The following is a 22,618-nucleotide window of genomic DNA, read 5'->3' on the forward strand; positions in this document are numbered from 1 at the left end:
ATTCCCATGACCACAATAACAGTCCTATGTTCACGATTAATTATGGCGTTCGGAAACACTCCGATGGTGAGGCAGCCCCCACCTGATGATGCTGAAGGGGCCTTGCCTTGCGTGCGGCTACTTCAGGAGTTCAGAGTGCAGTTGCCACCTTTGCCATAAAAAATACACTGCAGGCAACACCAGCAGGGTCAGCACCAGGGTGCTGATCATGCCGCCCACCATCGGTGTTGCTATGCGCTGCATGATTTCACCGCCGGTGCCGTGCCCCTGCATGATGGGCAGCAGGCCCACTGTGATGGCCGCGACGGTCATTACCACAGGGCGCAGGCGTTGCAGTGCGCCTTTGGCAATCGCATCTCGTAAGCCCTCCACAGTCGGGCCGCCTTGTTCATGCGCCTCAGCCAGGTAGCGTGTGCGGTGCTGGTTCAGATAAATCAGCATGATGACACCGATTTCCACCGCCACACCGGCCAGGGCGATAAACCCCACTGCGACAGCAACCGACAGGTCAAAGGCAAGCCACCACAGTAACCAGGAGCTACCGGCAATCGCCATGGGCAGCGTGGCCATGATGATCAAGACTTCCGCCAGCCCGCGGAACGCCATGTAGAGCAGGAATGCAATAATCAGCAGGGTCAGCGGTACCACCAGCGTCAAGCGCTCTTTTGCCCGCTCCATGTATTCGTACTGCCCGGACCAAGTCAGTGAATAACCAGCGGGCAAGGCCAGATTGTCCGCCAGGTGTTGCTGTGCGGCCTGGACATAAGAGCCAATATCACGCTCGGCGATGTCCACATATACCCACCCGGTAGGGCGCGAATTCTCGCTCTTTATCATCGGTGGTCCGTCTTGTATTTCTATATGTGCCACGTCACCCAGACGAATGCGTGCCCCTTGCGATGTTAATACGGGCAGATCCCTAATGGCATCGACCGAGTTGCGGATTTCCTGCGGGTAGCGCACATTGATCGGGAAGCGCTCCAGGCCCTCAATGGTTTCGGAAACATTCATGCCGCCGATCGCCGACGAAACAACTGCCTGCACCTCGTCGATATTCAGGCCATGGCGGGCCGCTGCCGCCCGGTCAATATCCACGGTAACATAACGCCCGCCGGCGACCCGTTCGGCAAACACGCTGGCGGTTCCCTGCACCTGCGGTAGCAATGCCTCGATATCCGCACCAATGTTCTGTATGACCGGCAATTCGGGACCGCCGATCTTGATACCCACCGGTGTCTTGATACCGGTGGCCAACATATCGATACGGGTCTTGATCGGCATAACCCAGGCATTGGTGACGCCTGGCAGATCCACCGTGCGCCGGATCTCTTCGCGGATGCTCTCGATGGTCATGCCCTCACGCCATTCCGACTCAGGCTTGAAGCGGATGATGGTTTCTATCATGCTCAGCGGCGCCGGATCGGTGGCGGTATCAGCGCGGCCGATCTTGCCGAACACCTGTGCCACTTCGGGTACAGACTTGATCAGGCGATCTGTCTGCTGCAGCAATTGTGTTGCCTCACCAATGGACAAGCCCGGCCGGGTGGTGGGCATGTACATCCAATCCCCTTCATCCAGTGGCGGCATGAACTCTGACCCGAGTCGGGACAGTGGCCAGATTGCTGATGTCATCACCAGGATACCGGCGGCGACCATCACCCAGGGCGCACGCATGACCAGCCTGATTACGGGCCGGTAAATCCAGCTCAGAAGTCGATTCACCGGATTTCTGTTCTCAGGCATGATTTTGCCTCGGATCAGATAGCCCATCAGTACCGGTACAACGGTTATCGACAGAATAGCGGCGGCAGCCATCGCGTAAGTCTTGGTGAACGCCAGCGGTGCAAACAGCCGCCCCTCCTGTGCCTCCAGCGTGAACACCGGCAGAAAGCTGAAGGTGATGATCAGCAGCGAGAAAAACAGGGCCGGACCCACTTCGGCAGAGGCTTTCGCAATAACACCCCAGCGGTCGGTTTTTGCCTTTTCGGGATCATGCTCCAGATGTTTGTGCACGTTCTCGATCATCACAATAGCGCCATCGACCATCGCGCCAATGGCAATGGCGATACCGCCCAGCGACATGATGTTGGCGTTAAGATCCTGGCCGCGCATGATCAGCAGTGCCGCCAATATCCCAAGCGGCAGTGTGGCAATGGCAACCAGTGATGAGCGCAAATGGAATAAAAACAGCGCGCAGATAAAGGCGACCACTGCAAATTCTTCAAGTAGCTTGCTGTAAAGGTTGTCGACTGATCGACCAATCAACTCTGAGCGGTCATAGGTGGGAACTATTTCTACCCCCTCTGGCAGGCTTGCCTGCAGCTCATACAGGCGCTGTTTCACGGCAGCGATGGTGGCCTGGGCATTTTCACCGGAGCGCATGACCACGATTCCTCCAGCCACTTCGCCTTCACCGTTCAGGTCGGCAACACCCCGGCGCAGCTGCGGACCGGTCTGCACCCGGGCAACATCGCCCAACAACACCGCAGTGCCGTCTTGTGTAACTTTTAACGGAATGGCCCGCAGATCATCCAGCCCCTGAATGTAACCGGTGGCCCGCACCATAAACTCGGTTTCCGCCATCTCGATGACTGAGCCGCCCACTTCCTGGTTGCCGGCCCGAATCGCCTGGTTCACCGCAGACAGCGTCAGGCCATAGGCACTCAGCCGATCCGGATCAACAATGACCTGGTACTGTTTGACCATGCCACCGACTGACGCAACTTCTGACACACCTGCCACGGTCTGCAGTTCGTATTTCAGAAACCAGTCCTGAATGGCGCGCAATTGCGACAGATCATGTTGATTGCTTCTGTCCACCAGGGCGTATTCGTAGACCCAGCCGACACCGGTAGCGTCGGGGCCCAGCGCCGGTGTCACGCCGTCAGGCAGACGCGAGCTGACCTGACTCAGGTATTCCAGCACTCGGCTGCGTGCCCAATAAGGGTCGGTATCGTCGCTGAAAATGATATAGACGTAGGAATCACCAAAGAACGAGTATCCGCGCACTGTCTCCGCGCCGGGCACCGACAGCATAGCGGTAGTCAGCGGATAGGTGACCTGGTCCTCGACCACCTGCGGGGCCTGGCCAGCGAAAGGCGTACGGATGATGACCTGAACATCGGACAGATCGGGCAGGGCATCGACCGGCATGGTGCGCAGGTTCAGCAACCCGGCCATGGTCAACAGCAGGGCGGCAACCAATACCAGCCCGCGATTGCGCAGGGAGGCGCGAATGACAGCTTCAATCATGGCGTGTCTCCCGGGCCTGACGTTGTCGCCGGGCGCAACGCCGTGATGCTGTAGCCGCCGGCAGGCATCGGCATAAAGTCGAATTCGATCTGATCGCCTTCGGCGACATCAGACAGATCAACGCTGGACATGATCTGGAATCCCATGACCATTGAAGGCCAATTCAGAGCAGGTATGGGACCGTGGTCCAGCGTCACGCGGTTGTCGCTTATACTTTGGATAGTCCCGGTGCCGGTCAGCGTGGCCGGGGCGGTGCCTGTGTCTTCTTGCTGGTCATTGACCTGTTCCGGGTCGAGGTCAGAATCAGAGCCAGCGGCGTTAAGTCTTGCCATTGCCTGCTCTCCATTAGCTTCGGAGTCCAGCAGAAACTGACCCGATGTAACGACCTGCATGCCATCGCTCAGCCCGTCCAGGACTTCAATCCGGTCACCGCGGGTCACACCGGTGCGAACCGGCTGTACCGTGAAACGACCATCGCCTGCGGCGAGCAACACCCGGGCACCCTGACCTGAGCGGATCACCGCTTCTGTTGGCACACTGACGACGTTGTGTCGAGTAGGGCCTTTCACCTGGACGCTGGCAAACATATTGGGTTTCAGCCTGTGGTCTGGATTGTCGATTTCCAGCCGCAACCGCAAACTTCGGGTGACAGGATCAAGTTCCGGATAGACAAGTGCGACTTGACCCTGCCATTGTTCGGCGGAGTATGCTGGGAATTCGGCAGTGACCGGCAAGCCCACCTCCATCCAGGACATGGCGGTGGACGGTACTTCGACATCCAGCCATATCCGGTCGAGTGAGGCCAGCGTCAGAATGGTATCTGCCGGTGTCACATAGCTGCCCTCGCGGGCGCCAATGGCCGATACCACCGCATCTGATTCGGCGCGATAGGCTAGTTGGGCACTGACTTCATTGCTGCTGGCAAGTTCCGTTACCTGCGCCGGTGTCACACCCAGCGCAAGCAGTCGATCTTCAGCCGCCTTGCGAAGAACGGCATTTCCGGCGGCGTTGAGGTATTCGCGCTGAGCACTGACCAGTCGCGGTGAAAAAAGCTGATACAGGATCTGGCCAGCGCTGACACGATCACCGACGCTGGCCACATTGAACTGTTCCAGCCAGCCCTCGGCGCGCGGGTGCAGCATCTGAATAGTTGACTGATCCCACGCGGTATAACCCACAGCATCAGCCTGCTGCCGGAACTCGCCCATGGTAACCATGCCCAGGCGTACACCCAGATTCTGCTGAACAGTGGCTGAGATGGTGACGCTTGCATCTTCATCATTGTCTTCATAAACCGGCACCAGTTCCATCCCCATAGGGGAGAGCCCCGGTTCGTCGCGTCGATAATCCGGGTCCATCGGGGCGACCCAATACAGGGGCTGCCTTGTTGTCGATGATGCATGCTCAGCAGAGATATTGGCTTGCTGGGGCATTAAAATGAAATAGGCAGCTACCAAAATCAGTGCAGCGACTACGATTCCGGCAAGTAACATGTTTCGTGTGTTCATGATTCTTCTCTCTTCAGCAGATGCCGCAGTTTTAGTGACCAGAGAACTCAAAGGGCCAAAGCCGCCCGCCTACCAGTCGATCTATTTCTGCATGGGCCTGATACTGGTCGGCCATGGAGCGGGATAACAGTAGTCGGGCCTCAAGCAGGGCCTGCTCAGCCTGAATAACATTGGAGAAATCCGCGATGCCCTCCTGATAGTCAGACTGTGACGCTGTCAGTGATTGCTGTGCGATAGGTATCAACTGCTCACGGCACAACTCGATGGCGTGTTGGGCTTCCTCGGCGCGTGATAGTGCTTGTTCAAGCTCGGCAAGCAGCTGATTGTGAAGATACTGGATGTCGGTTCGGGCACTGTTAAGTTGGTAGTCTGACGCGGCTTTGCGTGCAGAGCGCTTGCCAAAATCCAGGGGTATGTTGACTGATACGCCCACCTGCAGGCGCAGGTCGCTGGCATTCCACAGTTCGTTGTAACCCACATTGACCTGTACGTCGGGGAAGTCGTTTTTATAGGTCAGGTCCCGGTCTGCGCGCGCAGCATCGGCCTCAGCCCGAGCCCCCCGCAGTGCGGGATTGGCTTCTTCCAGCCAGCTGTGCAGCACTGTGTCGGCTGGCAACGTTGGCGGTTGCGGTTGCTCCTCGGTGGCGGCGAGCTCAGCCGCTGCCGGGCGATTGCGCAAGGCATTGATGCGGGCCCGGATGCGCCTGGCCTGCTGTTCAAGGACTATGTCGCGATGATCCGCCTGAATCCTGGCCGTTTGCACCTGAAGCAGATCCTGTTGCAGGCCGCTGCCGCTGGCGTACTGGGTTTCGATCACTTTCTCCAGTTCGGTAAGCAACTGTTGCTGTTCACGGTTGATGGTTAATGCCTGGTGAACATCCCACCAGCTTGCCCAGTGACGCCGGCCGGCGGCGATCAGTTGCAATTGCAGATCCTGGGTCATCAGATGAGCGGCTGTGCTTTGCGCTTGCGCGACCTCCGTGCGCAATTGCCGTTTGCCCGCCCACGGGAAATTTTGACTGAGTTGAATAACCTGACGTACGCCCAGGGTATCTCCCAGCGCACTGGGGATGTTGTCGCCGATGCTCGCCGGGGCAATGGCATAGTTTACCCGGGGGTCGTCAAGTGCGCCGGCGCTGACAATTTGTTCCTCGCGGGCCAGTGTCTCAAGTCGCTGAGCAGCCAGACCGGGATTCAGTTGGAGAATCTCCCGAATCAGACCTTCGGGGGTAAACCCTTCGGTCTGCTGCGCACTTGCGGGCAGGGAAACGAGCGTGATTGCCAGCCCAAGTGGAATCAGGGCGGCTGTTAATCGGGAAACAAAATACGAACCGATTTGTGTGTTTGTATGGTGCATGGGCAGAACTCCGTCATCGAACAAAAACCAGGAACGGCAGGCGTGTGCTGCCGCTCTGAAGTAGTTGTAACTAAGGAGTTCTGTTAAATACGGTAGCGCTGGGTTGCCTGGTAGACTGGCAGGGGAGTGCTGTGATCTCGGTCGTTGGACGGCACAGCATAGCCGCCAGTTTGCGCTGTCTGCAGCAAAGTGAAGACCAGCAAGGCCATGACTGGCGCCAGATTTTGTGTTCCCGGTTTGTCCTTGAGCAGGGCGTGGTCGTTGCCGGGGTCCGCATCAGCCTCGGGCGAAGCTTTGAGCTGTAATGATACCTTCAGTGTAAAACAAGTATCACTGGACGAGGCGGGAGTATCCGGTTTTTCAGTTACCTTGTTTTTGTGCATAGCAAGGCAGCACTCGTGCGCAGGCTGCGGTAGATCAGGCATATCCGGCATCATCGTGCAGGCGAAAGTCGACTGAACATTCAGAAGCAGGCTGGCTACAAAAAACCATGTGAGTAACTGGCGATATTTTGTATTTCTATGCATGACTATAACGACAAAGGTACAGAAAGTGCCACATCTGGCTGAGTTTAGTGAAGCAACGATATCCACTCCAATTAATAGCTTACCAAGCTTTACCGGCGAAGTATATTCATTGCATTGATCTGGATAGTATCGGCGAGATGTTAAAAAATTGTGCTCGCCTAACGGCAGGAACAATTTTAGGATTTTACCGGTAAAAAGAGTGTGAAAGACGTCTTATCCCGGACAGAAGAAGCCTCCACATGCCCACCATGTGCTTCAACGATGGATCTGACAATAGCTAGCCCCAGACCTGCGCCTTCACCCTGTCTTACACGAGAGGGTTCAACTCGATAAAAGCGGTCAAACAAATGGGACAAGTATTCGGCGGGAATCATGGGGCCAGGATTCTGTACACTAAGCGACATTTCGTGGTGAGAGGCGTTGTCGAGCAAAACCTTCACCTCTTTCCCCGGTGGAGTATACCGGATGGCATTCGACAACAAGTTGGAAATAGCTCGTCTCAGCATGGCGCGGTCACCCATGGTCATAGGTGCGCAACCCTCCAGCGTCAGGCGGATATTTCTCTCTTCTGCCAGTGCTTCGAAAAAATCAAAAAGTTCATTAACTTCATTGGTCAGGTTGAGGGGTACTTGCTCGGGTTTGAGCAGGCCATGATCACTTTTCGCAAGCCAAAGCATATCATTGACCATTTTGGCTAGCCGCTCCTGCTCTTCTAGATTGGAGTATAGTAGTTCGCGATATTTCTCGAGCGTCCTGGCCTTGCCTAGTCCAACCTGGGTCTGAGTAATAAGATTGGTAAGGGGGGTTCTTAGCTCGTGAGCAATGTCAGCGGAAAAATGCGATAGACGAGTAAAACTGTCCTCCAAACGACCGATCATATGGTTAAAAGATGTCACCAGATCTTTCAGCTCCGACGGAATTGCGGATGGATCGAGTCGCACGTGTAGTTTGTCTGCTTGAATGTCGCCCATTTTTGCAGACAGACCACGTAGTGGGGCATGGGCCTGATGTACACCATAGCCTGCAGCCAATAAAGTTATAACGCCAGCCAGACTCATGATGATCAATAAGCTTTGCCGAAAGTCTCGCAGAAACTGTAGGTGAAAGCTCATGTCAATGGCGCTAATGATGGTGTAGTTCTGTCCAGAGACTTCTAGCTGGCTGAGCACCCCTCTGTACGTCTTGGTGCCTTCGCGCCAGGTTTGTAAATTGCCAGGTTGTATCACATCGGTTGGTGTCAGGATACGTCCCGCTTGCGCCAAACCCGACCCTGCTCCGACAGTTTGGTACAGGATCTCTTCGTTGTTATTTCTTACTTGAAAATACACACCATGATGACCGGAGATGGCATTGGATAGGGCCGCGCGCAGGCGATCGGGCTGATTTCCTGCATTTTCCAGTGCATTCGTCACGGCGCTGGACATTACTACAAGTTGACTAGCATCTTGCTCGGAGAAATGATGCTCCACAGCATTCAGCACCAGAGTGCCAATCAGCATAAAACTCAGACCAATGGTCAGGCCAACGAACAGCATGACTCGCGCAGCAAGGGGGAGTGGGTATCGACTAATGGGTTTCATCGTTGGATTCCAGGTCCATTTTGTATCCCATCCCACGAACGGTATGAATCAATTTAGGCTGAAAATTGTCGTCGATCTTGGCGCGCAGGCGGCGAATCGCTACATCGATAACATTAGTGTCTGAATCAAAGTTCATGTCCCACACTTGGGAGGCTATGAGTGAGCGCGGTAGCACTTCACCTGGGCGACGCGCCAGGAGTTCCAATAGCGAAAATTCCTTCTGGGTCAGGAGTATTCTCTTGCCTGCGCGTGATACACGATGTTTGAGCGGATCAAGTGTCAGGTCCGCCACCTGAATCTGCTCTGCTGGTGAAGCCATGGATCGTCGGCGGAGTAAAGTTCGTATCCTGGCCAGTAACTCGGCAAATGCAAAGGGTTTTACAAGGTAGTCGTCGGCGCCCAATTCCAGGCCTTTGACGCGATCATCGACAGAGTCCCGAGCAGTAAGGAACAACACAGGGGTCTGATGCCCAGCATCTCGGTAAGATTGCATGATGCGCCACCCGTCTACATCCGGGAGCATTACATCGAGGATAATCAGGTCAAAAGACTCTGTCATGGCCAAGTGGTATCCGTCCAGGCCGTTGCGAACTAGCTCAACGACAAAGCCAGCCTCAGATAGGCCCTGGCGAATGTAGTTGCCAGTCTTTGTTTCGTCTTCCACTACGAGCAATCGCATAGCGTGCCTCTCCTGATTAGTGCCTTGCCACTATAGATTACTGCATCCGACAGTCAGATTACACGACGATTACAACAATGTAATGTAGACGTCATCCTCTGGACAGGTCGATTTCGCTACCCTTGTCAACTCTCAACTGGATTGTATCGGCACTATAAACGTATTGACGATAAAGGCATCGGCGAAAGGAGCTGCTCCTATGAAAAAGTCTGAACAACCATTTCCATTCCCAATCAATGTAAACCGGCGAAGGTTCGTACAGGGCTTGGCTGCTGGTGGCGTGCTGGCGGCCTTTCCCGCAGTGTTGCAGGCTGCCAGCCGGGCAGGCGCGACGTTGACTCACACGGGTACGGCGCCCGTGCTCAGCGGCAATCAAATTGAGCTTGTGATAGCTGAGTCGCCGGTGAACTTTACCGGTGAAGTCCGTATGGCAACGACTATCAACGGCTCTATACCGGCGCCGACATTGCGTCTGCGCGAAGGTGAGGAAGTCACCATTCGTGTGACCAATCACCTGGCAGTAGCGACTTCCATTCATTGGCACGGCATCATCTTACCCTACCAGATGGATGGAGTGCCGGGCATAAGTTTTGACGGCATAGCGCCTGGAGAAACCTTTGAGTACCGGTTCACGCTTCAGCAAAGCGGTACATATTGGTATCACTCTCATAGCGGTTTTCAGGAAATTACGGGAATGTACGGTGCTTTGATTGTAGAGCCTCGTGACGGCGAAACTATACGAGCAGACCGAGACTATGTGGTGCAGTTGTCCGATTGGACTGACGAAGACCCAATGCGGGTGTTTAGCAAACTGAAAGTCCAAAGCGATGTCTACAACTTCAATCAGCCTACTGTGCCTGGTTTTATGCGCGACGTATCGACGCTAGGCTTGGCGGGTGCTCTCAACAAGCGTCGCATGTGGAATCAGATGCGCATGAATCCTACTGATCTGGGCGATCTATCTGCCTCAACCTTAACCTACCTGATGAATGGTCAAACACCAGCAGGCAACTGGACGGGCCTGTTCTCACCCGGCGAACGAGTTCGATTGCGATTTATCAATGCTGCTGGCAATAGCTTTTATGATATTCGAATTCCTGGCTTGAAAATGACCGTAGTCCAGGCCGACGGTCAAAATGTCGAACCAGTTTCTGTTGATGAGTTTCGGTTTGGGCCCGGGGAAACCTATGATGTGGTGGTAGAGCCCGAAAATGACGCCTATACGATCTTTTCGCAAAGCATGGAGCGTACCGGCTACGCCAGAGGCACACTCGCAGTTCGGCATGGACTTACGGCACCGACACCGGCGCTTGATGCCGTAGAATGGCTGGCAATGCGCGATATGATGGGTTCGATGGATCACGCCGGCATGAATCACAATGACATGGGTATGGACATGGACCACGGTGAAATGGCGATGGACCACAGTCAGCATGTCATGCATTCCAATCCTTTAGCCATACCCTCGTCCAGCGTCAACCACGCGCGTTCCGAATACGGGCCATCTGTAGATATGCTTGTCCATACGCCCCGTACCAATTTAGACGACCCGGGCGTTGGTCTTCGACAAAATGGTCGACGTGTGTTAACCCTTGCCGATTTGAAGACTATCGGCGGACCAGTTGATCAGAGACTGCCGACTCGGGAGATCGAGTTGCATTTGACGGGCAACATGGAACGGTATAGTTGGTCTTTTGATGGACTAGAGTTCGGCCAGAGTACCCCGATATCAATGAAACATGGAGAGAGGATTCGGGTGATTCTGCAAAACGACACCATGATGACCCATCCCATGCACCTGCATGGGATGTGGAGCGACCTGGAGAACGACCAGGGTGACTTCCTTGTGCGGCGTCATACGATTCCGGTGCAGCCGGCACAACGAATAAGCTTTCTCACCACCCCTCATGACCTTGGGCGTTGGGCCTGGCACTGCCATTTATTGTTTCACATGGACGCAGGCATGTTCCGGGAGGTGGTTGTATCGTGATGTATAAAATTAACATTTGCAGCTCTAGTAGAGTCTTGATGGTTTTTGGTTCGTTGATCATGCCAGTTGCGCTTTGGGCGCAGCCGAATGACCCACATGCCGGGCATAACCTGAACCCGATGGTAGACGCCCATGCAGGGCATGCGGACTCAGAGGTGGCAACGGCTTCTTCGGAAAGTCCTGCGACTAATAATGGCGTTATGAACCACGGTCAGATGCAGATGCAAGGAGCGGAAGCACCTGCGGACGCGCGAGACCCCCATGCGTACTCCGATGGTTATTCGCTAACTGAGGGGCCCTACGCCCGACCAGGTCCACGGCAACTGAAACTGGCCGATGAGCATCAGTTCTGGTCAGTGTTGGGCGACCGGTTGGAATATGATCCAGACAACAAGACCGCTGTGTTTGATCTTCAAGGCTGGTATGGGTCCACCTACAACAAAGCTGTTGTCAAACTAGAAGGCGAAGTCGAGGAGGGCACATTAAAGGAAAGTGAGACAGACCTGCTTTGGGCGCGTGCCCTGAATGCCTATTTCGACACACAACTGGGTGTGCGTTTCGATAACAATGATGAGGGTGAGGATCGCCAATGGCTGGCAGTTGGTATCCAAGGACTCGCACCATACTGGTTCGAACTTGATGCAACGGCATATATTGCGGAAGGTGGGCGCTCAGCGCTGACCTTCGAGGCTGAATACGAACTATTGTTTACGCAGCGGTTAATTTTGCAGTCACGAGCCGAATTGACGTTTTATGGTAACGACGATTTATCGAATGGGGTGGGAAGCGGTCTTTCAACTTCTGCTTTAGGAATGCGGCTACGTTATGAGTTTTCACGTCAATTCGCGCCCTATTTCGGATTCGAGTGGACAGGGAGTTATGGTAAAACTGCTGACTACCAAAGAGCAGAGGGGGCGCCGGTGCGTGACACTCGCCTGGTCGCGGGTGTTCGGTTCTGGTTTTAACAATCAATACATTATCGGGAAATGAATATGAGAAAAGTAAACCGGTTGACAATTTTACTGTCGAGCTTGATTTTGTTGCAAACGGGTGCGTTGCGGGCCCATACAGAGCTCTCCGAAATCGTTCCAGCGGAGGGTGCCGTGATCAATATGCCGCTATCTGCATTGGAACTAAACTTTAATGCAGATGTTCGACTTTTGCGTCTGGCCCTTTTGCATGCAGGACAACACTCAATAGATATTGGATTTAATCCCACCGCCGACACGAAGCGTCAATTTGTTGTGCCACTGACAAACCTTCAACAAGGACAATACGAGGTGGAATGGACAATTATGGGGGCTGACGGCCACACGATGGACGGCAGCTCTGATTTCACCCTGACGTCGGACGCGATGTCTGCGCACGGCAATCATATGCAAAATATGCAGAGCGAGGACACATCCGATATGGGGCACTCCGAACACGGGCACGCTCACTGATATGAGCCCCTGGGATATCTGGTACTTGGTCAGTAAATTGCTTGTCCTGGTTGGCGCAAGCACTGTTTCTGGTGGTACATTCAGTCTTTATCTGAGCCGGGATTTCGGAGACGACATCAGCGGGCGAATGCGTCGCTATATCATCCTTGGGGCAATGCTTGGAGCTGTGGCGACAATGGTGACATTTCTAACGCAGCTCGGCGCAATCAATCAAAACGGGTTGCGTGGCATGTTTGATCCTCAAATGGCTTTGATCATCGGTCAGTCACCACTCGGCTATGCCACAGGGACAAGGTTCGCCGGTTTTACGATCGCGATTGCCGCGATGCTAATGTGGCAATATCGTGAACGATCTCGGCTCTACTACCTGTACGTTGTGTTTGGCCTTAGCGCTCTGGCATCACTGTTTTTTTCGTTTACTATGATGGGGCATATCGCCGAACTTGGCATTCTTCCCCGTCTGAGCATTGTGATTCATGTTGCAGCCGCTCTTCTGTGGATAGGGTCTTTGTATCCCTTGTGGCTTTTGTGCAACGCAGATGTTTCGAGTGCAAAGTTAAAGACTGTTATGGAAAAATTTGGTCGGTTTGCCATCTATTTAGTGGCTTTGTTGCTCACTGCGGGCGTGTATTTGCTGACTCAGCTACTGTCCTCAATCGACCAATTGTTCAGTACCCCGTATGGTCAAGCCATGCTTATTAAACTACTTGCTGTGGTTGCTCTGTTGACGCTGGGCGCTTTAAATAAATTTTTTCTTGTCTCTCGTCTGTACGTAGACACTGGCAGACAAAGTCTGGCTCGCTCTATTGGGTTGGAAATGGTAATGGCGCTGGGGATACTGGCCATGACGGTCCATTTGACTACGAATGTTGGACCTTAATGCCGTCCACCGTCCACCGTGCGCAAGGGGAGGAGGCATAAATTAAATCTCGAGTCCGGCCCGACAGGCTAATCCGCTAATACAGGAGAGCGTTGAGCATGGTATCCGACGACAAAAATGATCGCAAATCAAGCTACGCCAAAGACAGTTTAACGTTGGGCGGCATCGTGATGCTGGGCACTGGTGTCATGATAGGTGCAGGTATCTTCGCGTTGACAGGGCAGATGGCACAAATGACGGGCGTATTGTTTCCGTTGGCATTTCTGGCTGCCGCGGTAATCGTGAGCTTCAGTTCGTATTCTTACATCAAGATATCCAATGCCTATCCGTCTGCCGGTGGCATTGGTATGTACCTGCACAAGGCATACGGGAACCGACTACCTACCGCGTTCAATGCTTTGTTAATGTACTTTTCAATGGTAATTGCGCAAAGTTTCCTGGCACGTACATTTGGCGCGTATACCATACAACTCTTTGGCGGTGATGATACTGGTCTGATGATTCCTGTGTTGGGCGTGTCTCTAATAGTTGCAGCCTTTTTGGTCAACTTGTCCGGGAATCGATGGATTCAGGGTGTCGCCTCTTTTATCGGGATCCTGAAGATAGGCGGTATACTGATTTTCGGATTAGTGGGGGTATGGATAGCAGACAGCCTCGCTGTTGATTTCTCGAACTCAAGAGAAACAGGCACAGTCGGCAACTTTCTGGGCGCTACCGCTCTGGGTATTTTGGCTTTCAAAGGCTTCACCACGATTACCAATAGTGGCTCGGAGGTTAAGGACCCAACACGGAACGTCGGACGCGCCATAGTGATTTCCATTGCAGCCTGTGTGGTGATCTACACCCTGGTAGGCTTTGCGGTTGCGAGCAACCTCTCGCTTGCCGAAATCATCGAGACACGAGACTATTCGCTTGCCGCCGCCGCACGGCCAGCGCTGGGTGAGTATGGTGTGTGGTTCACGGTAGCCATTGCCATGATGGCCACTGCCGGCGGAATCCTTGCCAGCGTATTTGCAGTGTCACGTATGTTAGCCATGCTGACAGAAATGAAGCTTGTTCCGCATCGCCACTTTGGTATGCCCGGCAGTATACAGAAACACACACTGGTCTACACCGTAGTTTTGGGGCTGGTTTTAACTGCATTTTTCGATCTGTCCCGAATAGCTGCGCTGGGTATTGTGTTTTACCTGATCATGGACATTGCCATCCATTGGGGAGTGCTGCGTTATTTACGCGAGGATATAAATGCCAATGCTTGGGTGCCTGTTGTGGCGATTCTGCTTGATTTGCTCGCGCTTGGTGGTTTCGTCTGGGTTAAGCTGAACACGGACCCCTTCGTAATCGGGGTTGCAGTTGTTGCAATGATCGTGATTGCAGTTGCCGAGCAAATCTTTCTCAAGAGAACTTCGGAGGCACGAGATGCCGGGGGTGACGAATCTCATGAAGGTCATCACTAAAAACGAAAAATGAAATGGAGGATAGCACCATGATGGGGAATGAAATGGCGGGAAATACAATGTGGGCAGAACACTGGCTGTGGATGCTGGTAATCGCAATTGTGGCTGTGATCCCGGCGTGGCGTATATGTCAACGTACAGGGTATCCAGGTTTTTTAGGATTTTTGATACTGATACCCTTGGTGAATCTGGTTCTGTTGTACTTTCTTGCTTTTGCTCAATGGCCGGCGGAGAAAGCCCGGCGACATGATGAGTGAATAACCTGGTATCTAATCGCTGAATTAATAATGATCAGCGAACGTAACGTAATATTTATCAAGGAAACATCTGGCATGGAAATCAAAACGTTTTTCGATCTGATCGAATGGTCCCGCTCATTGCATGCGCAACTGGCGCAATGCCTGTCACACTGTGCGAAATTGCACCATGAAGAGCGCACGGCCATGCTGCTGGAGTATCTTGCGTCCTGTGAAACTGCCATGGAAAAAATGGTGGCTGGCTTTGAACATCAGGCTGATCCCAAGGCGGCAAAGACGTATGTCTACGATTACATTCCTCATAATCCGATTAAGACACATCTCGATTGTGATGATCACTACGCGAAAATGGATGCTGATGCGATCAGCGCTGAAGTCATCGATTTTCATGAGCAAGTCATTGAGTTGTACCGCACTCTGCTGCGCAAGGCAGAGATCCCAGAAGCTGCTGAGCTGATGCAACTGCTGCTCGACATGGAGGAAAATGAGACAAAGCTGTTGGTGCGGCAAATCGGAAGGATGGATGATTTGTAAGAAAGACTGCTGCTCGCGAAATTTCGCAGCATGGCCTCGGTTAAATCAAAAGTTGTCGATTTGTGCCCTGCTTTTGATATTCACAGAGTCATCCAATAGCATCAGGGGAGCGAAGCCGCCGCCTGGCGTACGGAAATTGGTGGTCTGGCCCTGATAAAGCCTGGCCGCCGCCAGCAACACGGCGCCGCGATAGGTATACAGGCGCACATCAACCTTGAGCATCTGCCGCTCTCCATTAACCATGACGACACGTTCGGAAGGCGGTACAAAGGCCTGAGCGATGTAATAGCTGTCAAGAATACGGGCAAAGGTGCCTTGGGTCAGTTTGCTACCGCGGTAGACGCCCTTGCTGCCATGACCGGCCACCGGTTTGAAAAACCACTGTTTGCGCTGTTGCCAGAGCTCATCGCCGTTGGCAGCGGTGACCGGTACCGTGCGAGGAATGCCATGGTGCAGCAATTCAGCGTGTTCGGCGCTCAATCCCCATTCCAGCAGGGTGTCACGATCTGATAACAGTGCCAGGTTGCGTTTGTCTGCGCGAAGCGCATGGACAAAGGGATTAGGCGTGATGACAGCACTGCCGTCCAGCCACGCCGAGCGCAGGGCCGCGTGATCAGGTGCTTCCAGTCCGAAATCTACCAGGCGGTTATAAACCATGTCGATCTCTTTGTCGCCGCTATACAGTGCGGCTGCCTCATATATGAAGTCTGAGGGAGACAGTATCAGTGCATCGAAGCCATTATTCTGCAACAACTGTTGTGCCAGTCTGAATTCCGGATAGAGATATTGTTCGGTCGGGTGCTCGTCGACTATCGCTATAGTTGTGGGTCGGCCGCTGCCGCGCTGTGCACGCCATTCACTGTTGAATTGTGCAATCACAGCAGCGTTGAAGCCTTCCGCGCCGGACACGCGCGTTGAGCCGCCACAACATTGAATCTGAGCATGTCCTAGCACGGCGTTGAGGAATGCGCCACCGGCATTGGTATTGACTTCGATAAGGCGAGGACCATCCGCCCCCAGGTGGAAATCGTAACCCATAAATGCGCCGGACAGTCCCGGATCGATCTGCGCGCTTTGTGGCGCCCAGGATAATACACGACGCCGATAATCGGGGAGTGTGGCCGCAGCTTCCAGGGCATGGACAATGCCTTGCATGTGTCCCAGTATCTGCTCAGGAATAAACACTGCGGTATTCGAGAAAAATTGCTGCCAAGCAGCACTGGAGAGGATTTCGTCGGCGTTGTCACCCAGTTGATCGGTGATATTGTGAGCGATTGCTGGCCGGTCAAGTGTGACGCAAATGCAGTGCTGGTTCAGCCTTTCCGCTTCTGTTGGGTCGGAAGAATTATCGATAGAGGACAAAGCCTGCTTCTCCTGAAAACTGATACCGGGAGGCATTGTACAGCTTTTGTCAGAATCACGTCATTGTTGCGGGCAAAAGTCGGTGGCTCAACTCAAGAATACTAATCACCGCCTCTGTCAGGCCATGAAAGGCGCGAAAAGGGAGGCGAACTCGATCACCTCATTTCGCTGCTACGTTCTCCCTTTTGTCTTGCTGCCAATAGTCCCGCGCGATTAGCTAGGTTTGTAAGGACGGAGAGCGATGTGGCCAAGCATGTGTCGGCGCGCCAGCCACATTATCATCGGTGACAACAGCAACCATTGCAGCACAGGGGTCAAGCCCACGTCCAACAGCGGAATAATTGGCATAGAGTCGGCATACGTCCATCGTTCCAGAGGACCAGTCGCTAGCCATTCGAGTACGACTGTGACGACGAGGCAGGACGACCGCAGGTTTTCGATCGCCCCTGAGGAGCCATTGTCGGGTGCTGCAGGTTACCGATGCCAACCAGAAGCTGACTAGCAGAATCACGACGTCACCGCCCGTGGCGCGTGTACATAACCAAACCACCGAAGCGTGGGATGCCTCTGCCATTCCGCTATACCAAGGCACCTGAAGCATCTCCCATAAGAAATGCGTCAGAAGCCCGAACCCCGCCAGAGGAAGTTCTGGAAAGCGGGGGTTGTGTCTGTGTTCCGGACTATCGATTGCTTCTTCGAATATTCTTTTGATCATACCTTTCTCAGTTCGGTGATTCCCCTCCAGGAACCATACAGGCCAACAACGGTAGGTCGCCAGTTGACCATGAGTTAGGGCCAAAAAATGTGTCAGGATTTAGTTGGCCGGAACAAATGCCGCGGGCACCATGACAAAAAAGACTTATAAGCGTTAAAAATGTCAATGTTTGCCTTTTGTGAACCAGCGGTATAAAGAGACAAACAAGACCGCGATATACCAACCGTACAAATAAACTTCTACCAATCCAATCAAAAATCCCGTCCACGTAAGCCATTCAAAACCAGGCAGCAACGGCGCCCACGCCTCATACATGCGCATCTGTCCCGGGGCGAGTAGACCAAAGCCAACACACAGCAGGTAGCTGATTACCAGCAGCAGTGACAGGGTGTTACCTACCGGGATGATACGTAAATGGATATCAGGTGCGTTCGAACTGTTCATAACTAGTTTCCTCGTTTCCTTGTGGTAAAAAAACTGGATTCTTTTTGGGTCAGACGTTGTTCCAGATATTGATTGCTCTCATCGATTTCTTCATAGGGCGTAGTGGTTTAAGTGGCTAAGAGGGCATTACTGTATCGTTAGGATCCAGGACAGCGTCGCTTGCGTGCATCAGGGCAATACCAAAAATGATCACAATGATTCCCAAGATCTGGACAAGTTGCAGCCGTTCTTCAAAGAACAAATAGCCAATCAGCAGGCCAAACGCCGGGGTCAGGAAGCTGAAAACGTTCAGTTGATTCAAAGGCGCACGAGCCAGTAGCCCGAACCATAAGAATACCATCGCGGCTGTCGCCAGAGCAGATAGAATGAGCAGGGAACCGGTGAATCGAAATGTCCACCGAATATCCCATTGTTCACCGCCGATCGCGGATGCAAGCAAAAGTATTCCGCCGCCTATTAACAACTGGACGGCCATGGGTGCGGCAATTGATCCCCCTGCACGCTTTTTTAACAGGATGTTGCCGATGGCTACTCCGAAAGCGCCCATAAGAACCCAGATGATTCCCCACAGATAACCGGCATTGTTATTGTCAAATCCGGACCAAGAAAGCAAGGCGACGCCCAAAAAGCCGATGAAAAGCCCGGCTATGCCCTTGGTCTTCAACGTCTCCCCCAGCCAAGCGGCGGCGATCGCCGCAGCAATCAAGGGCTGCGTACTTGCCAGAACAGTTGCCAGTCCCGGAGACAGATGTCCGGCCCCTAGAAACATCCCGCCAAAGCCCATCGCCGTGTACGACAATCCGATGAGGCCCAACTGCCCCAGGTCTCGTAGGTTAAAAAGATACGGCTCGCGCAGGCGCTGCATCAGGTACACCGCAAAGAGTAGTCCACTGGCCAGAAAAGCACGCAAAGCAGCAAGCAGCAAGGGTGGGGCATCCGGGAGCCCGGTCACGATGAACGGAAAGCAGATGGCCCAGAGCAGTGTAACCACTAGCATCCATGCGACATTGGTCAACTTTAGATAGGAGCCCATGGTGAATCAACCTAACTCGCGGATTGCGAGGAGCAGAAAGTGATTTTCATCGTTTATTTTATGCTTCTAGTTATTATTTTTTCCGTTTTTGATTCTCTTTCCTACCTTCTTCCATGCCGCGGTGATAAGCCTCTTCTTCATTCTGGTGATTATGCTCACTTTGGCTGTGGCCTTCCCCGCCGCCGTGTCCCTTGTGCATGAAGATGTGCATCAGTGGGCAAAGCAGAATGATCAGAAAGGGCAAGTACGGAAGGACGTGAGCGCTATGCTCAGCGAAGATAAAATACAGAGCTGTCCCTACAAGAATGATTGTTGTAATACCGTGCAAGCTCGTCCAGTATCGGGTTTTTATTGCCATAGACTATCTCCTGTACCGTCCATTAGACAGAGTTTTTTACCTTGGTGTCCGATCGATCATTTGTCTACATTCAGCTTCACCCGCTTAAGGCGCAAAGAGTTACCGATCACCGACAGGGAGCTGATGGTCATGGCAATCACCCCGATCATGGGGTGAAGCAGCCCAACAGCAGCTATCGGGATGGCTGCCAGGTTGTAGAACCAGGCCCAGAACAGATTTTCGACAATTTGGCGGAAGGTGGTACGATACATGCCCTGCTCTGAAGTATGGATAATTTCACCAATATCTTTCACTGAAAACCCCAATTGACGAGCGCTCAGGATAAACCGCAATACACGCCTGTCCTTTGCGCCGTATTCCTTGTAGCCGTTGGCAGGTGACTTGTTCGGCTTAAGGAATCCGATACGGGTGTAGTAGCGCGGTGTGGCCGGTCACCCCAATCACCTCGGCTAGCTGTTTGACGCGCATCGTAGTGCCTTATTTTTCATCGCTCCGGACAAATTTAGTTATCCACGAACTTCAACAATATGATTTGAGTCAAACGCAGAAGTTGTAGCCCCGGATGTTAATACACTTGTCCTAATCATAAGGCTGTGTCCTGCACCCAGGTCAAGGTCCATATAACGCTAAAAATGTTTCGTAGCCTGACACTCGTATGATTCCAGGGATAACAATCCTGTAATGCTGTAAAGTTTTCACAAAATTTGATGAGACCAGTCTTTGATTTCGGATGTATGAATGGTCTTCAGAAAATTGACAGTCATAGTGACTGCGGTTATCCCAGAATACTTGTCTTGACAAGCATCCATATGCCCATGCCAAGCATCATGAAGTTTTCTGTGAGGGAAATAAAACCCAACGGTACATTGCTCTCGCCCCCGACGCAGGCGCACTTGAGCTCTCGTTTTTCAATGTATACGGCTTTGAACACCGAGACGGCACCCACAGTCCCTATGAACAAAGCAATGGGTATCGAAATAAATGATAGTACACCGGCAATCATTAGTATGCCCGCCAGGCCTTCACCATAGGGATATAGGTATCCGTAAGGCACCCATTTTTGGGCCATAAGGTCATAGTTCAGGAACATAGTCGAGAAGCTTTCGACATCGCGTATTTTCAGGTACGCAAGACTGCACATTGAAAAAGCGATGAACCATTCAAAAGTGCGCAAAGTCAGCCATTGTCCTTCAGCAACTGAGGCCGCCCCTACGGCCATCAGAAAGCTGATTGAGAACAGGGTGATAACGGGCCAGTAAGTTGTCTCGTCACCGCTCTTCGGATCTTTTCCGAAAAAGGTCTGCAGTTCGTCATATCCGCCAACCCGGCTTCCATTGATGAAAGCCTGTGGCGTCGTGTCTACATCGTGTTCGGCTTTGAACGCGTCGATTTCGTCCCGGTTTTTCAAGTGATGATCTTCCACGTGAAACCCTTGGGCCTCCAATAAGTGTTTCGACTTTAAGCCGTAGGGACAGAGATGGTCTTTCATTACCATACGGTACAGCTCAGCTGTTTTTGTGTCTGACATCTGTGCTTCCTCCATATACAACTGATTTGACAGATTGCTAAGCGTCTGAAGTGTAAGTTTACTGATTGTAAAATTACACTTCTGTCTAGAAAGTGACCCAAAGATTACAAATATGTAATCTTTGGGTCACTTTCTCAGATAGGGCGGCAGGCTGCCCATGTCGGGCACCACAAACTGACCTATATTACTTGCACGCTGCGTATCAAGTGCTTGCGAGTGCGTTGAAGGATTTTGCTTAGTCATGTCGATTGCTCCGATTAGCAGTTACCGTTCACTCGCGATGTAGCAGTATCGCCAAATTCTTGTATTAGATGGCAGATCATCTCTCCTGTTGGAGTTAGATTCAGTTTTTGACTCCATGTCTCTACGGCGTTGAGCATGCGTTGCCGTAATCGTGCAATGTCGTGAAAGCTTTTTTCGTTCTGTTCCAGTCGTTGTTGGTTAAGTCGTCTTGCCAAAAGGCAAGATGACACACCCTATTCGGCACTGTGGGCGGGATAAGCAAGACACTTTTCCCCGTGCGCGATCATTTTTTATCGGCAACCACTTCATCTTCGGCTTCATGACCATAGCACCATCTCCGGGGTCCAAACACGTTACATAGGTCCAAAAAGTCTCTATTCGTGTATCCCTAATACAAGAAGCGTCTTGTCCCAAAGCGGCTTTGACCATCCCCGGATTTTCCGATGTGCGCCAGTACCACAATGAACAGAAAAGCTGGACAAGGACATGTAGTCGCACCGAATTCTGGAAGCCTGCAACCCCAGATATGGCTTGGCGAGAAATCGGTTTGGAACCTCATATGGGTGCCATGCTGTCTATGTTCGACAGCGAACGGACGTCGAAAAATTTAACATCTATAAAGGTAGTCCAACCGTTGCGTTTTACGCACAGCAAGCTTTGACCTTCCGTGGTCATCAGACATGAAACTTCGAATTACTCAACCCAAAAGAAGATAACCCCATATGAAAACTTCAATACTCGTTAGTGCAATCCTTGCCTGCACATTGTTGACGCCGATCGTAATCGCACAGCAAGAAACGAAGCCGGCTAATCAGTCGATGAACATGGACATGGACAAGCGGATGGACCAGATGCAGGGGAACATGGAGAAAATGCAGCAACAGATGGAAAAGCTGCATACGACCACCGATGCGGGGGAATGGCATCAATCAGATAGGCGTTAACGCTTATCTGCATCAGAGTGCCAAGCAGCAGGGTTATGGTGTGCCCCAGCGCAAACAAGCTGACGTAGAGGGCTACATCCTTGAATCGATGGAGGAAAAAAATCACACCGACCAAAAACAAGAGATCGTCATAGCCGGTGACTAAAGGAGATTGGGCGGAGGGACGGCGGGGGCGTAACTTATTGAGTTGTGATCGAGCCGGTACCGAGCGACCGGCGGAGAATCAGCCCTGAAAAAGTCCAGAGCCAATAAGCCAAGTACATTCATGTTTAATTGAATGTCTATACCGTGTTTGTGTTCATGATCATGTACGTCGCCAGCGGTTTCGTGCTGTACGGCCCCAGATAGTCGTGTGATCATGACTATGGTCATCAGCATGTGCATGGTGATGATTGTGTTGAATGGCTTTGCCCAACGGATGCTGCTCATCTGGCATGGCGGCTGCCTCAATGGCTCCGAATGCCAACGAGTAGTGCATGACCAGCATCAATGCGAAAAAAACTGTGCGGTACACGGAAATGGCTCTTT

Annotated in this window: 21 protein-coding genes and 2 pseudogenes; 8 read left to right on the forward strand and 15 right to left on the reverse strand. The window is 52.5% G+C overall.

What is annotated here, in order from left to right; genetic code table 11:
• Positions 1–117: 117 nt before the first annotated feature.
• The 6 genes from LVD14_RS07470 to LVD14_RS07495 all read right to left on the reverse strand — a co-directional run bounded on the left by LVD14_RS07470 (position 118) and on the right by LVD14_RS07495 (position 8,903).
• On the reverse strand, positions 118–3,252 hold the full coding sequence (locus LVD14_RS07470; RefSeq protein ID WP_237133470.1) for an efflux RND transporter permease subunit: 3,135 nt from the start codon (positions 3,250–3,252) through the stop codon (positions 118–120).
• Positions 3,249–4,760, reverse strand: a complete 1,512-nt coding sequence (locus tag LVD14_RS07475; protein ID WP_237133471.1) for an efflux RND transporter periplasmic adaptor subunit — start codon at positions 4,758–4,760, stop codon at positions 3,249–3,251. Before LVD14_RS07475 ends, LVD14_RS07470 begins: the two co-directional genes overlap by 4 nt.
• A 31-nt stretch (positions 4,761–4,791) precedes the next feature.
• A complete protein-coding gene (locus LVD14_RS07480) occupies positions 4,792–6,117 on the reverse strand; it encodes a TolC family protein (protein ID WP_237133472.1) in 1,326 nt (441 codons plus the stop codon).
• A gap of 83 nt (positions 6,118–6,200) precedes the next feature.
• Complete coding sequence (locus LVD14_RS07485) at positions 6,201–6,818, reverse strand: hypothetical protein (protein WP_237133473.1); 618 nt, start codon at positions 6,816–6,818, stop codon at positions 6,201–6,203.
• Between the two features lie 2 nt (positions 6,819–6,820).
• Positions 6,821–8,224, reverse strand: coding sequence for a heavy metal sensor histidine kinase (locus LVD14_RS07490; protein ID WP_272907259.1), 1,404 nt, complete (start codon positions 8,222–8,224; stop codon positions 6,821–6,823).
• Positions 8,211–8,903 (reverse strand): heavy metal response regulator transcription factor, encoded by a 693-nt coding sequence (locus LVD14_RS07495; RefSeq protein WP_237133475.1) that lies wholly within the window; start codon positions 8,901–8,903, stop codon positions 8,211–8,213. The genes LVD14_RS07490 and LVD14_RS07495 overlap by 14 nt, the downstream gene beginning before the upstream one ends.
• Before the next feature lie 199 nt (positions 8,904–9,102).
• Here LVD14_RS07495 and LVD14_RS07500 point away from each other — a divergent pair, with 199 nt between their 5' ends.
• The 7 genes from LVD14_RS07500 (at position 9,103) to LVD14_RS07530 (ending at position 15,463) form a co-directional block, all read left to right on the forward strand.
• On the forward strand, positions 9,103–10,893 hold the full coding sequence (locus tag LVD14_RS07500; protein WP_237133476.1) for a copper resistance system multicopper oxidase: 1,791 nt from the start codon (positions 9,103–9,105) through the stop codon (positions 10,891–10,893).
• Positions 10,893–11,858 (forward strand): copper resistance protein B, encoded by a 966-nt coding sequence (locus tag LVD14_RS07505; RefSeq protein WP_237133477.1) that lies wholly within the window; start codon positions 10,893–10,895, stop codon positions 11,856–11,858. The genes LVD14_RS07500 and LVD14_RS07505 overlap by 1 nt, the downstream gene beginning before the upstream one ends.
• 27 nt (positions 11,859–11,885) lie before the next feature.
• On the forward strand, positions 11,886–12,335 hold the full coding sequence (locus tag LVD14_RS07510) for a copper resistance protein CopC (protein ID WP_070116100.1): 450 nt from the start codon (positions 11,886–11,888) through the stop codon (positions 12,333–12,335).
• A 1-nt stretch (position 12,336) separates the two neighbouring features.
• A complete protein-coding gene (locus tag LVD14_RS07515) occupies positions 12,337–13,215 on the forward strand; it encodes a copper resistance D family protein (RefSeq protein ID WP_237133478.1) in 879 nt (292 codons plus the stop codon).
• A gap of 170 nt (positions 13,216–13,385) precedes the next feature.
• Positions 13,386–14,672, forward strand: a complete 1,287-nt coding sequence (locus tag LVD14_RS07520; protein ID WP_237134623.1) for an APC family permease — start codon at positions 13,386–13,388, stop codon at positions 14,670–14,672.
• 29 nt (positions 14,673–14,701) lie between these two features.
• Entirely contained in the window at positions 14,702–14,929 is a 228-nt protein-coding gene (locus tag LVD14_RS07525) for a hypothetical protein (RefSeq protein ID WP_068812465.1), read from the forward strand.
• 75 nt (positions 14,930–15,004) lie between these two features.
• Positions 15,005–15,463 (forward strand): ATPase, encoded by a 459-nt coding sequence (locus tag LVD14_RS07530; protein ID WP_237133479.1) that lies wholly within the window; start codon positions 15,005–15,007, stop codon positions 15,461–15,463.
• A 45-nt stretch (positions 15,464–15,508) separates the two neighbouring features.
• Here LVD14_RS07530 and LVD14_RS07535 read toward each other — a convergent pair whose 3' ends face one another.
• From LVD14_RS07535 to LVD14_RS07565, 7 genes and pseudogenes are all read right to left on the reverse strand, one after another.
• Positions 15,509–16,825 (reverse strand): hypothetical protein, encoded by a 1,317-nt coding sequence (locus LVD14_RS07535; RefSeq protein WP_237133480.1) that lies wholly within the window; start codon positions 16,823–16,825, stop codon positions 15,509–15,511.
• An 877-nt stretch (positions 16,826–17,702) separates the two neighbouring features.
• Positions 17,703–17,984, reverse strand: coding sequence for a DUF5676 family membrane protein (locus LVD14_RS07540; protein ID WP_237133481.1), 282 nt, complete (start codon positions 17,982–17,984; stop codon positions 17,703–17,705).
• 115 nt (positions 17,985–18,099) lie between these two features.
• Positions 18,100–19,017 (reverse strand): DMT family transporter, encoded by a 918-nt coding sequence (locus LVD14_RS07545; protein WP_237133482.1) that lies wholly within the window; start codon positions 19,015–19,017, stop codon positions 18,100–18,102.
• Between the two features lie 73 nt (positions 19,018–19,090).
• Complete coding sequence (locus LVD14_RS07550) at positions 19,091–19,375, reverse strand: DUF2933 domain-containing protein (RefSeq protein ID WP_237133483.1); 285 nt, start codon at positions 19,373–19,375, stop codon at positions 19,091–19,093.
• Positions 19,376–19,431: 56 nt separating this feature from the next.
• Positions 19,432–19,668: a hypothetical protein gene (locus tag LVD14_RS07555; RefSeq protein ID WP_317622701.1), complete on the reverse strand. Its 237-nt coding sequence runs from the start codon at positions 19,666–19,668 to the stop codon at positions 19,432–19,434.
• Positions 19,669–19,779: pseudogene (locus tag LVD14_RS15550) on the reverse strand (MerR family transcriptional regulator); the annotation flags it as partial.
• Positions 19,780–20,150: 371 nt separating this feature from the next.
• The gene (locus tag LVD14_RS07565; RefSeq protein ID WP_237133484.1) at positions 20,151–20,903 is read right to left on the reverse strand and encodes a MauE/DoxX family redox-associated membrane protein; all 753 of its coding nucleotides are present in this window, start codon (positions 20,901–20,903) and stop codon (positions 20,151–20,153) included.
• Positions 20,904–21,868: 965 nt separating this feature from the next.
• On the opposite strand from LVD14_RS07565, the gene LVD14_RS07570 reads away from it, so the two are divergent.
• The gene (locus LVD14_RS07570; protein WP_237133485.1) at positions 21,869–22,090 is read left to right on the forward strand and encodes a hypothetical protein; all 222 of its coding nucleotides are present in this window, start codon (positions 21,869–21,871) and stop codon (positions 22,088–22,090) included.
• Here LVD14_RS07570 and LVD14_RS07575 read toward each other — a convergent pair.
• Both LVD14_RS07575 and LVD14_RS07580 read right to left on the reverse strand, forming a co-directional pair.
• A pseudogene (locus LVD14_RS07575) lies at positions 22,017–22,235 on the reverse strand (HupE/UreJ family protein); the annotation flags it as partial. The gene LVD14_RS07570 and the pseudogene LVD14_RS07575 overlap by 74 nt on opposite strands.
• A 159-nt stretch (positions 22,236–22,394) precedes the next feature.
• The gene (locus tag LVD14_RS07580) at positions 22,395–22,604 is read right to left on the reverse strand and encodes a hypothetical protein (RefSeq protein WP_237133486.1); all 210 of its coding nucleotides are present in this window, start codon (positions 22,602–22,604) and stop codon (positions 22,395–22,397) included.
• Positions 22,605–22,618: the final 14 nt, after the last annotated feature.

The organism is Pseudohongiella sp. O18, from assembly GCF_021729085.1.
Taxonomy (GTDB): domain Bacteria; phylum Pseudomonadota; class Gammaproteobacteria; order Pseudomonadales; family Pseudohongiellaceae; genus Pseudohongiella.

Bases quoted from the DNA above. Each gene is read 5' to 3' on its own strand.
- LVD14_RS07470 (WP_237133470.1), bottom strand. From the start codon at position 3,252: ATGATTGAAGCTGTCATTCGCGCCTCCCTGCGCAATCGCGGGCTGGTA.
- LVD14_RS07475 (WP_237133471.1), bottom strand. From the start codon at position 4,760: ATGAACACACGAAACATGTTACTTGCCGGAATCGTAGTCGCTGCACTG.
- LVD14_RS07480 (WP_237133472.1), bottom strand. From the start codon at position 6,117: ATGCACCATACAAACACACAAATCGGTTCGTATTTTGTTTCCCGATTA.
- LVD14_RS07490 (WP_272907259.1), bottom strand. From the start codon at position 8,224: ATGAAACCCATTAGTCGATACCCACTCCCCCTTGCTGCGCGAGTCATG.
- LVD14_RS07495 (WP_237133475.1), bottom strand. From the start codon at position 8,903: ATGCGATTGCTCGTAGTGGAAGACGAAACAAAGACTGGCAACTACATT.
- LVD14_RS07500 (WP_237133476.1), top strand. From the start codon at position 9,103: ATGAAAAAGTCTGAACAACCATTTCCATTCCCAATCAATGTAAACCGG.
- LVD14_RS07505 (WP_237133477.1), top strand. From the start codon at position 10,893: ATGTATAAAATTAACATTTGCAGCTCTAGTAGAGTCTTGATGGTTTTT.
- LVD14_RS07510 (WP_070116100.1), top strand. From the start codon at position 11,886: ATGAGAAAAGTAAACCGGTTGACAATTTTACTGTCGAGCTTGATTTTG.
- LVD14_RS07515 (WP_237133478.1), top strand. From the start codon at position 12,337: ATGAGCCCCTGGGATATCTGGTACTTGGTCAGTAAATTGCTTGTCCTG.
- LVD14_RS07520 (WP_237134623.1), top strand. From the start codon at position 13,386: ATGCTGGGCACTGGTGTCATGATAGGTGCAGGTATCTTCGCGTTGACA.
- LVD14_RS07525 (WP_068812465.1), top strand. From the start codon at position 14,702: ATGATGGGGAATGAAATGGCGGGAAATACAATGTGGGCAGAACACTGG.
- LVD14_RS07530 (WP_237133479.1), top strand. From the start codon at position 15,005: ATGGAAATCAAAACGTTTTTCGATCTGATCGAATGGTCCCGCTCATTG.
- LVD14_RS07540 (WP_237133481.1), bottom strand. From the start codon at position 17,984: ATGAACAGTTCGAACGCACCTGATATCCATTTACGTATCATCCCGGTA.
- LVD14_RS07545 (WP_237133482.1), bottom strand. From the start codon at position 19,017: ATGGGCTCCTATCTAAAGTTGACCAATGTCGCATGGATGCTAGTGGTT.
- LVD14_RS07550 (WP_237133483.1), bottom strand. From the start codon at position 19,375: ATGGCAATAAAAACCCGATACTGGACGAGCTTGCACGGTATTACAACA.
- LVD14_RS07565 (WP_237133484.1), bottom strand. From the start codon at position 20,903: ATGTCAGACACAAAAACAGCTGAGCTGTACCGTATGGTAATGAAAGAC.
- LVD14_RS07570 (WP_237133485.1), top strand. From the start codon at position 21,869: ATGAAAACTTCAATACTCGTTAGTGCAATCCTTGCCTGCACATTGTTG.